This is a genomic window from Micromonospora sp. NPDC049201, assembly GCF_055586805.1.
The window spans coordinates 129,090-140,829 of record NZ_JBVJHM010000014.1; the positions used below are offsets into that span (position 1 = coordinate 129,090).

Here is an 11,740-nt window from a genome sequence, read left to right on the forward strand (position 1 = left end):
ACAACGGTAGCCTTCTTTCCCGTGAGAATCGTGGTGGCGCACAACCGGTACCGGGAAGCTCAGCCGTCCGGCGAGAACACCATCGTCGACGCGGAGATCGCCCAGCTCACCGCTGCCGGCGTGGAGGTGCTGCCGTTCCTGCGCAGTTCCGACGAGATCCCGTCGATGTCGAAGCCGGCCAAGGCGCTGCTGCCGATCTCGCCGATCTGGGCCCCGAAGGCCCAGCACGACCTGGACCGCCTGCTCGTCGAGCACCGGCCGGACGTGTTGCACCTGCACAATCCGTACCCGCTGCTCTCGCCCTGGGTGGTGCGGACCGCGCACAGGCGCGGCGTGCCGGTGGTGCAGACGGTGCACAACTACCGGCAGGTCTGCTCCTCCGGTCTCTACTTCCGCGACGGCGTGATCTGCCAGGACTGCCGCGGTCGCACGCTGGGCGTACCGGCGATCGTGCACCGCTGCTACCGCGACTCCCGGGCGCAGAGCGCGCTGATGGCCACCACGCTGGCCCTGCACCGCCCGACCTGGCGGTCGGTGGACCGCTTCATCGCGCTGACCACGGCGGTCGCCGACCACCTGCGGGACTACGGCATCCCGGACGAGCGGATCGTGGTCAAGCCCAACGCGGTGCCCGACCCGGGCACGCCGGCGCCGGTGGGGGACGGTTTCCTGTTCATGGGCCGGCTCAGCCCGGAGAAGGGCCTGGACCTGCTGCTCGCGGCGTGGCGGCGACACCCGGTGGGCGCGCTCGGCCCGCTGCGTATCGCCGGTGACGGCGAGTTGCGCCCGCTGGCCGAGGCGGCCGCCGCCGAGCGGCCCGACGTGCGCTACCTGGGCCAGCTCGACCGCCAGGGGGTACGCGCCGCGCTGGCCGACAGCGCCGTGGTGCTGGCCACCTCGACCTGGCACGACGTGCTGCCCACCGTGATCATCGAGGCGCTGGCCGCCGGTCGGCCGGTGCTCGGGACCGCGCTCGGTGGCATCCCGTACCTGGTCGGCGCGGACACCCCCCGCGAGCCGGCCGGCACCGGCCCGGCCGAGGTGGCGACCGCCGCGCCCAGCGAAGGGCACGTCCCGTTGCCGGTCGGGGTGCAGCGGGGCGAGGCCGGCTGGGTGGTGGCGCCCGAGGCCGACGCGCTGGCCGCCGCGCTGCCGCTGGCCGCCGCGGAGGCGCGCGCCCTGGCCGGCGCGGCCCGCACCCGCTACGAGCGCACGTTCCACCCCGACGTGATCACCAAGCGCCTGATCGACGTCTACACCTCCCTCTCCTGACCCGCCCCCTCCCCCCTCCCCCTTTCTCGCGTTGATCAAGGAGTTTGCGTCAGGAATCAGCCGGCTTCCGACGCTAACTCCTTGATCACCGGGGCTGGGTCGGCCACCCGACCGACGCGGAGCGGGAAGTGTCGGGTGATCGGGGCCGGTGCCACCACACGATGGGGGCATGGACGACGAGACACTGGTATCCCGGTTCCTTCGCGACGGCTTCGTGAAGCTGGCGGGGGCCGTCGCACCTCGCGTGGCCACGGACTGCGCGCGGCTGCTGTGGCGGCAGACGGGCTGCGACCCGGACGACCCGGCCACCTGGACGCAGCCCGTGCACTGGGTGCCCGGCATGGCGCAGGGGCCGTTCGCCGCCGCGCCCAACTCGCCGTTCCTCCACCACGCGTACGACCTGCTCGTCGGCGCGGGACGGTGGGAGCCGCGTTACTCGCTGGGCACGTTCCCGTTGCGCTTCCCGCACGAGGACGAGCCGGACGACGCGGGCTGGCACATCGAGGGCAGCTATCTGCCGGAGGGCGCGAACTGGTACTTCACGAACGTTCGCTCCCGGGACCGGGCGCTGCTGATGTTGTTCCTGTTCAGCGAGGTCGGTGCGGAGGACGCCCCGACCCGGATCCGGGTCGGCTCACACCTCGACGTGCCGAAGGTGCTGGAGAAGTACGGGGAGGACGGGGCGAGCGGGCTGGACCTCGCGCCCGAGCTGGTGGCGGCCTCCGACCACCGGCCACTCGCCCTGGCCACCGGGTCCCCGGGCGATGTCTTCCTGTGCCATCCGTTCCTGGTGCACGCGGCCCAACCGCACCACGGGACGCGACCGCGCTTCATGGCCCAGCCGCCGCTGATGCCGGCCGCACCGTACGAACTGGAACGGGCCGACGGCGCGTACTCGCCCGTGGAGATCGCGATTCGCCGGGGACTCGGGCGGGACACCCTTGTTGCCGAGCCGCACCGGTGACAGGGCGGGTGAGTGGCCGCAACGCCCGGTTCCAGGAGTGGGAGGCGCTGCTCCGCAACCGGGCCAAGCGGCAGCGTCGCGGCGAGTTCCTCGTGCAGGGCGTACGCCCGATCGCCATGGCCGTCGAACACGGCTGGCAGATCCGGGAGCTGCTCCACGACGCCGACGCCCAGATGTCCGGCTGGGCCCGCAGGACCCTGGACACCGTCCGGGCCGAGCGGTTCGCCGTCGCCCGGGAACTGATGCACGAGCTGGGCGGCAAGGCGGACACCGCACCGGAGCTGCTGGCCGTGGTCGCGGCACGCGAGGACGACCTGTGCCGCATCCCGGCCGAGCCGACCATGAACGTCGTCGTCTTCGACCGGCCCTCCAGCCCCGGCAACATCGGGACGGTCATCCGGTCCGCGGACGCCCTCGGCGCGTCCGGCGTCATCGTCACCGGCCATGCCGCCGACGTGTACGACCCGAAGGCGGTGCGGGCGAGCACCGGCTCGCTGTTCGCGCTGCCCGTGGTCCGGGTGCCCGCTCACCAGGCCGTGCTGTCCTGGGTGGCCGGCGTGCGCGCCGCCGGTGTCGGCATCGGCATCGTGGGTGCCGACGAGCACGGCGCACTGGATGCCGCCGAGCACGACTTCACGCGACCCACGCTGACCCTCATCGGTAACGAGACCACCGGTCTCAGCGTCGGCTGGCGGGCGGCCTGCGACCAGCTCGTCCGGATCCCGATGTCCGGAGCCGCCAGCTCCCTGAACGCGGCGGCCGCCGCGACCGTCCTGCTCTACGAGTCGGCGCGCCAACGCCGCACCGCTGCCGCCCGCCGGTAGTTCGCCGGCGGCGCGGCGTCCCCTCGGCGCGGCGTCGCCCCGGCGGCGTTAAGAAGGGGCCCCGCCTAGACCGGAGGCGTTAACAGGGGGCCCCGCCTTACCACGCGGCGCGGGCGGAGAAGGCGATGCTGGCGAGCAGGAAGCCGCCGTTGACCACGGTGAACGCCACCACCACCCAGAACGCCAGCGCGGGCGCGAACACCAGCACCAGCCCGGCCAGGAAGATCACCGCGCCGTAGTCGCGGACCAGCTTCACCACGCGCACCGGGAACGAGGTCGAGGTGACCATGCTGGCCGCGTTCGGGCCGGCCTGCATCACCGAGGTCACCAGGTTGACCATCCAGGTGCCGGCGAAGACCGCCACCAGCCAGACCGGCGTGGCCGGGCGTTGCGCCACGGCCGTGGCGGACAGCGCGGCCACCAGCGCGATCTGGGCGGCCACGTCGCAGAGCACGTCGACCCGGGCGCCGGCCGCGCTGCCCTGACCGGTCACCCGGGCGAGCTGCCCGTCGGCGCAGTCCAACGCGTACGCGATCTGCCAGCCGACCAGCGCGACCAGGCCGACCACCCAGGCGGGAACGGTGCCGGCGGCCACGTCGTCGGCGAGCGCGACCACGGTCACCGAGGCGGCCAGCCCCAGCACCAGGTTGGCCAGGGTCAGCGCGGTCGGGCGCAGCCCCAGCCGCTGGGCGACGAGCGCGAACGCCGCCCCGATCCACTGGCTGATCGACTCGCTGAACAGGCCGCCTCCCCGGTTGACCCGGTGGAAGTCGGCGACGGTGGGACGGGGCTCAGCCAAGGTGGTCGCGGAGGGCACCGGCGTAGTCTGCCAGCCGCTCCCGGGTCTCGGAAGCGGACATCGTCAGGTGTTCGAGGATGGTGTAGCGGTCCGGCCGGGTCGCCGGCGCGAACTGCACCGCCTCGACGAACTGGTGGTCGGTCAGGCCCACCTCGGACGGCAGCCGGGGCAGCCCGTGCCGGACCAGGCAGGCGGACATCTCTGCGAACCGGCGCTCGTCGCCGCGCAGGAACGTGCAGAACAACGCGCCCAGCCCGGCCAGCTCACCGTGCGAGGCGGTGCCCGGGAAGAGCGCGTCGATCGCGTGCATGATCTCGTGGCATCCGCCACTGGACGGGCGGCTGGTGCCGCAGACCGCCATCGCCAGGCCGCTGGAGATCAACGCCTCGGCCAGCACCGTGACGAACGCGTCGTCGGTCATGTCGCCCGGATGGTTCAGCACCGCCTCCGCGCCGGCCCGGGCCAGCGAGGCGGCCAGCCCGTCGACCGGCTCGCCGCGTACCCGCCGGGCCAGCTCCCAGTCGGCCAGCGCGCTGATGTTGCTGACCACGTCGCCGATGCCGGCGCGGTTGTGCCGTTCCGGCCCGGCCTCCACGAAGTCCAGGTCGACGATCACCGCGATCGGGATGTGCACCCCGTAGGAGCCCTTCAACCCCTCGGTGATCAGGCTGGCCACCGGGGAGGCGATGCCGTCGTTTGCGAGCGCGGTCGCCACCGTCACCATCGGCAACCCACGCCGGGTGGCCGCGTACTTCGCCACGTCGATGGTCTTGCCGCCGCCGATGCCGACCACCGCGTCGTACGACCGGGCGCGCAGCTTGCCGCCCAGCTCGTCGGCGGCGTCCAGGGTGCCCCCGGCCACCGTGAACACGTCCGCCGACCGCAGCGACGGCCGGAGCAGCTCGGCGATCTTCTCGCCCTGCCCCGGCCCGACCACCACGGCGACGTCGCCGCCGGCCGAGATCCGGCCGTCGGAGAGGATCGCCGCCAGGTCCGCCACCGCGCCCCGCCGCACGTCGATGTGCAGCGGGGTGAGGACGCTACGGGCTAGTAGCGGCACGCGATCTCCCGCGCCCGGGCCAGATCCTCGTGGTTGTCGACCTCGACCCAGGAGACGTCACCGATCGGCGCCGCCCGCACCTCGCCACCCCGGTCGGCGAACTCCTGGTAGCCGTCCTCGTAGTAGAGGTTCGGGTCGCGCCGCCAGGTCGCCTCCAGCGCGTCCGCGAGCGCGTCGGCCACCTGCGGCTCGATCAGCGTCGCGCCGATGTACTCGCCGTAGGCCTCGCCCGGGTCCATCAGCTTGGTGATCCGGGTGAGCTGGCCGGCCGCGTCGAACGTGGTCTTCATCTCCTCCTCGGCCAGCGGCTTGAGCGTGTCGACGGCCAGCAGGATGCCCGGGCCGCGCTCGGCCAGCAGCGTCTTCTCCACGCTCACCGGGTGCACGGTGTCGCCGTTGACCAGCAGCACCCCCCGGGAGAAGTGCTCCCGGGCCAGCCAGAGCGAGTACGCGTTGTTCCACTCCTCGGCCTTGTCGTTGTCGACGAGCGTGATCGTGACGCCGTACTTCCCGGCCAGCTCGGCCTGCCGCTGCCGGACCGCGTCGGCCGCGTAGCCGACCACGATGACCACCTCGGTCAGCCCCACCGCGGCGAGGTTGCGCAGCGCGATGTCGAGGATGGTGACCTCCCCGTCGACCGGCACCAGGGCCTTGGGCAGGGTGTCCGTGTACGGCCGCAGCCGGCGCCCCGCACCCGCGGCGAGCACCATCCCGATCATGCCGACACGCTCCTCTTCTCGACCGATTCCACGAGGTGAGGATATCGTCGGCGGCCCGGTGGCCGTGGTTCAGGCCATGATCGCCTTACAGCCCGATCGACCGCAGCGCCGCGAAGCCGTCCGCCACGATCCGCCGGAGCAGCCCGTCGTTGACGTCCCGGTGTTCGTCAAGCAGGGCGATGTCCCGCTCCGCCAGCCAGCGGAACTCGGTGTGCTCGGTCGGTTCCAGGCGCGGCCGACTCAGGTCGCCGTCCACCCGGACCAGGAAGTCGGTCTCCACCCGGTCCAGCCCGTCGTCGCCGGTGTAGCGGTACTCGCCGACCAGGCCGAGCACGTGCGACACCGCCCAGCCGGTCTCCTCGGCGACCTCCCGGCGCAGCGCGTCGTCGATCTCCTCGCCCGGCTCCAGGTGTCCACCGGCGATGTCCCAGCAGTTGGGGAAGAGACGCCGCTCGGGCGAGCGACGCTGGACGAAGATGCGGCCGTCGTCGTCGACGATCAGCGCGCCGGCACAGCGGAGGGGGTCGGTGGGCACGCTCCGACAGTAGCCATCCGCGCCGCTCCCGGCGATGTGGTGTTAAGCGGGGCACCTTCCTCTACCGCAGGCGTTAAGCGGGGGCCCCGCCTTACAAAGCACGATGGCCCGGCCGATACCGGCCGGGCCATCGTCACGCCTACGTCAGGGGCCGACGAAGACCGCCGTGCCGCGCCAGTCCACGTCGTCGACGGCGGGACCGCTGCGGGTGGTGGCGGAACCGGTCGGCACGCCGTCCGCCCAGTCCATCGAGGACAGGGTGCCGGTGCTTCGGGAGACGACGTAGAGCTTGTCGCCGTCCAGGAACAGGCCGCCCGCGTCCGCGAACGCGGTGGTCCCGGTGATCGTGGTCCGCTCCGCGCCGACCGTGCCGGTGTCCGGCGTGAACTGCCGCGAGAACAGCGTGGCCTGGCCGGCCAGCGCGTAGTAGATCCGACCGCTCTTGTAGAACATCGCGGTCACGTTGGGCAGTTCGGCGGCGAAGTTGGTGGTCATGCCCGCGTACGTCTGACCCTCCGGCGCCGAGCCGGTGACGATCGTGTCCCACTTCTCGTCGTGGTACGGGTCGAGCTTCTTCGGGGTGCCGAAGTCGGTGCCGTCGAACGAGCGCTTGTAGAGGTCGCCGCCGACGCCGTAGAACAGGTCACCGCCGACCCAGAACGCGCCCTTGACGGTCGACCAGCGGGTGTTGTCCGGGTTCGGCACCGACATCGCGTTGCCGACGCCGGTCGCGCCGTCGTACGACCGCTTGGTGATGCTGTCGACCGTGGTGGCCGGCGGCACCGGCGGCAGCTTGACGACCTCGATGCCCTGCACCAGCGGGTTCTCCAGGACCCGACCGAAGTCGACGTCGATGTTGCCGTCGCTGGTGACCGCGAACGCCCGCATGGTGCCCTTGTTGGTGGCGCCGATCGCGGCGATCGGGTCGAAGCTGCTCAGCTTCTGCACCCCGTCGATGCTGACGTTGAACTTGCGCTTGCCGGCGGTGGCGGTGCCCGACCAGCGGTTGGCGAGGTAGAGCCGCACCTGCACCGGCGTGCCGGCCGGGACCGGGAAGTCCCACTGCATGTCCGGCGCGGGCGACTCGTCCCACCGCTCGCTGCTGAAGAGCTGGGCCGGCGTGCCGGCCGGCACGGTGCCGTCGACCGTCGCGTCGGTGGTGTACGTCGTCACCGTGTTGCCGGCGTTGTGCAGGGCGCTCGGCGCGGCCAGGCTGTCGGCGGCCCAGGCCGGGCCGCTCGGCGCGGCGAGCTGGTCGCCACCGGCGTTGACCCGGTAGAGCACGTCCGACGCATCGGGCGTCGGCGCGGTCTTGACGACCTCGATGCCCTGGATCAGCGGGTTCTCCAGGACCCGGCCGAAGTCGATGTCGACCACGCCGTCGCTGACCACGGAGACGGACTGCATGGTGCCGCGGTCGGTGCCGCCGGCGGCGGCCACCGGGTCGAAGTCGTTCAGCTTGAGCACGCCGTCGACGCTGATGTCGATCTTGCGCTTGCCCACCGCGGCGGTGCCGCTCCACCGGTTGGCCAGGTAGAGCCGGACGTCCACCCGGGTACCGGCCGCGACCGGGATGTCCCACTGCATGTCCGGCGCGGTCGACTGGTCCCACCGCTCGGTGTTGAACAGCGTCGCCGGGGTGCTGGCCGGCACCGTGGCGTCGAACGTCGCGTTGGTCGGGTACGCCTTCGCGCTGTTGCCGCCGTTGTGGTACGGGCTGGGCGCGGTGTCGGTGTCGGCGGCCCAGTCCGGCCCGCCGTCGGTCGCCGGGATGGCCGGGCCACCCGCGTTGACCCGGTAGAGGACCTCGGTCTGCGCCGCGCGGCCGGCCTGGTAGACGTCGCCCGGCAGGCCCTTGGTGCTGGTCGAGTGGGGGGTGCTGCCACCGTCCAGCGGGAAGAAGGCGATCTTCTTCCGCTGGTACTCGAAGTTGCCGATGTAGTCCTGGTCGCTGCCGAGCCAGAGGCCCTGCGGGGTGACCAGCATCTCGGTCACGCCGTAGCCGCGCGGGTTGCGGCCCGGGTTCCAGGACAGCGGCAGGCCGCTGGCCGGGTCGAGGGCCGCGATGCTGGCCCGCGGCACCGCGCCCGGGCCGGCCTTGTCGCGGGCGAGCGGGTTGTTCGACCAGCGGAAGTGGCCGCCGACGTAGACGGCCTTCTCGCTGATGCCGACGGAGAGGAACGTGTCGCCGCCGCTGAAGTTCGTCCAGGTCGGCTTCTGGCCGTCGCCGGTGGCCTCGGTCTCCCAGCGGGCTGCCGAGTCGCAGAGCGTGCCCGGGTACGACGCGCCGGTGGTGACCACCACGAAGTACTTGCCGTCGGGGGAGAACTGCGCGTCCCGGACCCACGAGTCGAACGCGCTGTACTTGCAGGCGCCGGAGTAGCCGTCGGTGTTCCAGTCGGCGACGGTCGCCGAGGCGGCGCCCAGGTTGATCCGCACGATCTGGTCGTGCACCGCGTCGTTGGCCTTCTTGAAGTTGCCGATCACCACGAGGTGCTTGCCGTCCGGGGAGACGGTCAGCTTCTCGACGCCGACGCCGGCCGAGGCGCCGCCGTTGGTCGCCGTCCAGTTGTGGTGCTCGGTCAGCGACACGGTCAGGTAGTCGTCCACCGCGCCGGTGGTCGGGTTCAGCGAGGCGAGCCCGGCGCGGTTGGTGGTCGCGGTGACCGTGGTGAAGATGCCGCCGACCAGCAGGTGGTCGTCGATCAGCGCGATGTCGTTGACCGTGCCGTTGAACGCCGGGCCCTTGAAGCCGTCGACGGGGGTGCCGTCCGCGACGTTCAGCAGCGCGAGCTTGCGGAAGTTCTTGTCGCCGACCTTGTTGAACGTGCCGGCGACGTAGACCGTGCCCGCAGTCGGGCCGGCGATGATCGCGGTGACGTCACCGTCGAGCACCGGCGCGAACGCGTTGTCGATCTTGCCGGTCGCCTTGTCGAAGGCGAGCAGGCCCCGGCGAGCGACCGGGGTGGGCGAGGAGCCGCGGTTCTGCGCCTCGGTGAACGAACCGCCCACGATCACCTTCGTGCCGGCGTCGTGGATGGCCACGACGTTGCCGTCGTTGATGTTCGGCGTCTTGTCCGAGGGCACCTCACCGACCAGGGTGCTGTGGTCGGGCGCGACCGTGGCCGCCGGTGCGGCGAGTGCCGGCACCGGTGTGAACAGGGTGGCGATGCCGAGCACGGCAGCACCGAAGGCGGACACCGATCGGTGTCTCAGGATCGAGGAAGGCACAGGCTGCTCCGGGGGGAACGTCGGAGGCGCTGCGATCGTGGCCGGTGCCGACGCGAGGTGTGGCGTCGCACGGCCGACCGCAGACGTGAGAGCAATACCTTCTCGCATTCGCCTGCCGCCCGTCCACCCGGGACCGGCCTTTTTGACACAACAACCGGCCCGAGTCGAACGAAAAGACGAGTGAAGATCACTCTGTGCGTGCGGGAGATGGCACACCGGAGGCGCTGAGATCCGGCATCGGCGGATTGAAGTACGGATCGGTGGCCAGCTCGCGGAACACCACCGCGCTCTCCGGGTCGTTGCCGAACGTGCTGTCGTACAACGGCTTCTCGGTCTGCTTGGCCGCGAAATAGACCACGGCCTTGATCTGCGGGTGCTTCTTCAGGTACGGACCGACCTCGCGCATCCACTCGGCCCGCTGGCCGGGCCGGCCGTCCTGGGTCAGCCCGAACTCGCCGATCACCACCGGCCGCGGATGCTTCTTGGCGAACGCCATGAAGTGGTCCATCCGGTTGCTGAAGCTGTTCCACTCCGGGCTCGGGTAGACGTCGGTGCAGAGCCAGTCGACCTGGTCGTCACCGGGGTAGTAGTCGGCGGCCCGGCGTTCCGGCTCGGCGAACCCGTCCGCGTGCGGGCACCACGTCCAGGCCGCGTTCGTGGCGCCGACCTCGGTGAAGATGGCGCGCACGTGCTTCCAGGCGGCGACGTAGTCCTCCGGGGAGTGCATGCTGGCGGCCAGGTTCGGCCGGTCCATCTCCCACCGGTAGCGCAGCAGCACCGGCACCCCGAACGCCTTGACGTCCTGCGCCCGCTGCCGGATCAGGTTGTCGTAGACGCCGCTGACCGTCGACCGGGTGTCGGTGCCCTGCCAGGAGATCATCTGGAGCTTGCCCTGGGCCTGGAACGCCCGCTCGGTGCCACCGGGGAACGGCTCGTTCCACTCGTGGAACATGTGCGCGACGGCGAGCTGGCCGCCCGCCGCCCGGTTGAAGTCGTCCCACGCCGCCGCCCGGCCGGTGGCGTTGTGGAACTGCGGCTTCACCCAGGCGCCCACCCAGGCGCCCTTCTCCGGCAGCTCCGGCCCGCGCCCGGTGGTCTGGACCGCGCCCTTGCGGGGCGTCACCGTGGGCGGTGGCGGCACCGCCGACGCGGTCTCCCCGGCCCGGTCACCCGACCCGGAGTCGCACGCCGCGACCGCCGGTGCCAGGAGGGCCAACGCGAACACGGCTGCCATCGTCCGTCGTAACCGTCGTACCACCGCAACCTCTCCCCAGGATGGTCGCCGGTCCACTGTCATGTCTGCCGGGCGGGCCCGCGTCAGCGGGACGGCACGCCGGGCCGGGCGGGCGACCCCTGGCACTCTACCCGTGCCAGCGCCCTCACGGGTGGTAGCCGAGCTCCGTCAACAGCGGGCCGGCCTGGGCCAGCACGTCGGTCAGATCCTCTTCGGTCAGTCGCTTCCGCCAGCGCCCCACCGAGCCGGGCCGGGCCTGCCCGAACCGGGCGTGCAGCGCCTCCCGGCCGGCCGGGTCGCCGACCTCCAGGAAATCGGCGACCACCTCGGCCGCCTCGGCCGGCCGGGTGACCACGTCCTCGTAGCGCAGGTGCCGGACCCGGTCCGCCGGCAGCGCGGCGAGCTGGGCCAACGCGCTGCTGGTGAAGCGCCGCCACATCCAGGCGGACCGCCCCAGGTCGGAGACGCGGGTGAACTCCTCGCGCCGCTCCGGCTCCACCCAGAACCGCGGCGCGGCGCCCCACGGCGTACCGCCGCGACCGCTGCGCCCGCTGCCCGTCGAGGCGGCGTTCAACCAGGGCTGCTCCGCGTGCGACACGGCCACGTCCCGGCCGTCCCGGTAGACGTGCAGGAAGACCGCGTCCGGGAAGACCTCGGCCAGGAACGGCACGATGAAGCAGTTCTCCGGGTCCTTCTCGGCGAACCGCAGCCCACCGTGGCCGGCGGCGGCGAGCAGCGCGCCGTAGTAGCCACGGAAGTAGCGCGCGGCGCGCTGCCGGGTCCAGCTTCCCTCGTAGACGCAGCGGGCGACCGCCTTGGTCAACCGCGGTTCGTAGTGGTACGACACGTCCGGCAGCGCCCCCACGCAGCTACCCAGGAACGTGGTGCCGGAGCGCGGGGCGCCGAGGATGAAGATCGGTCGCTCCACCTTCAGGGTGAGCTTCCGCTTGCCGGCCTCCACCGGCCGCTCCAGGTCCCGGCGTTCCTTGCGGTCCGCCAACAGGCCGACCGCGGCGAGCTTCGCGGCCTTCACCGTGGACAGCCCGGCGTGCGGGGCGAGGGGGGAGTCGCTGGTCATCGAAGATCCCATCGGTGAGCAGGA

At 72.1% G+C, this 11,740-nt stretch carries 10 protein-coding genes; 3 read left to right on the top strand and 7 right to left on the bottom strand.

Annotation, left to right across the window (positions count from 1 at the left end):
- Positions 1–21: 21 nt before the first annotated feature.
- From ACZ6O5_RS27135 to ACZ6O5_RS27145, 3 genes are all read left to right on the top strand, one after another.
- On the top strand, positions 22–1,272 hold the full coding sequence (locus tag ACZ6O5_RS27135; RefSeq protein WP_465980545.1) for a glycosyltransferase: 1,251 nt from the start codon (positions 22–24) through the stop codon (positions 1,270–1,272).
- Positions 1,273–1,441: 169 nt separating this feature from the next.
- A complete protein-coding gene (locus ACZ6O5_RS27140) occupies positions 1,442–2,236 on the top strand; it encodes a phytanoyl-CoA dioxygenase family protein (RefSeq protein ID WP_465980547.1) in 795 nt (264 codons plus the stop codon).
- Between the two features lie 8 nt (positions 2,237–2,244).
- Complete coding sequence (locus ACZ6O5_RS27145) at positions 2,245–3,060, top strand: TrmH family RNA methyltransferase (RefSeq protein ID WP_465980549.1); 816 nt, start codon at positions 2,245–2,247, stop codon at positions 3,058–3,060.
- A gap of 97 nt (positions 3,061–3,157) precedes the next feature.
- Here the strand turns inward: ACZ6O5_RS27145 and ACZ6O5_RS27150 are convergent, their stop codons facing one another.
- The 7 genes from ACZ6O5_RS27150 to ACZ6O5_RS27180 form a co-directional block, all read right to left on the bottom strand.
- Entirely contained in the window at positions 3,158–3,877 is a 720-nt protein-coding gene (locus ACZ6O5_RS27150; RefSeq protein ID WP_425784942.1) for a CDP-alcohol phosphatidyltransferase family protein, read from the bottom strand.
- Positions 3,852–4,919 carry an iron-containing alcohol dehydrogenase family protein gene (locus ACZ6O5_RS27155; RefSeq protein WP_107156481.1) on the bottom strand — a complete coding sequence of 356 codons (1,068 nt, stop codon included), beginning with the start codon at positions 4,917–4,919 and terminating at the stop codon, positions 3,852–3,854. The genes ACZ6O5_RS27150 and ACZ6O5_RS27155 overlap by 26 nt, the downstream gene beginning before the upstream one ends.
- Complete coding sequence (locus tag ACZ6O5_RS27160) at positions 4,907–5,638, bottom strand: phosphocholine cytidylyltransferase family protein (protein WP_281934106.1); 732 nt, start codon at positions 5,636–5,638, stop codon at positions 4,907–4,909. Before ACZ6O5_RS27160 ends, ACZ6O5_RS27155 begins: the two co-directional genes overlap by 13 nt.
- 85 nt (positions 5,639–5,723) lie before the next feature.
- Positions 5,724–6,173: an NUDIX domain-containing protein gene (locus tag ACZ6O5_RS27165; protein WP_199199666.1), complete on the bottom strand. Its 450-nt coding sequence runs from the start codon at positions 6,171–6,173 to the stop codon at positions 5,724–5,726.
- A gap of 144 nt (positions 6,174–6,317) precedes the next feature.
- Positions 6,318–9,374: a malectin domain-containing carbohydrate-binding protein gene (locus tag ACZ6O5_RS27170; protein WP_465980553.1), complete on the bottom strand. Its 3,057-nt coding sequence runs from the start codon at positions 9,372–9,374 to the stop codon at positions 6,318–6,320.
- Positions 9,375–9,591: 217 nt separating this feature from the next.
- Positions 9,592–10,638, bottom strand: a complete 1,047-nt coding sequence (locus ACZ6O5_RS27175; RefSeq protein WP_465980555.1) for a glycoside hydrolase family 26 protein — start codon at positions 10,636–10,638, stop codon at positions 9,592–9,594.
- Between the two features lie 145 nt (positions 10,639–10,783).
- Complete coding sequence (locus ACZ6O5_RS27180; RefSeq protein ID WP_465980557.1) at positions 10,784–11,716, bottom strand: sulfotransferase family protein; 933 nt, start codon at positions 11,714–11,716, stop codon at positions 10,784–10,786.
- Positions 11,717–11,740: the final 24 nt, after the last annotated feature.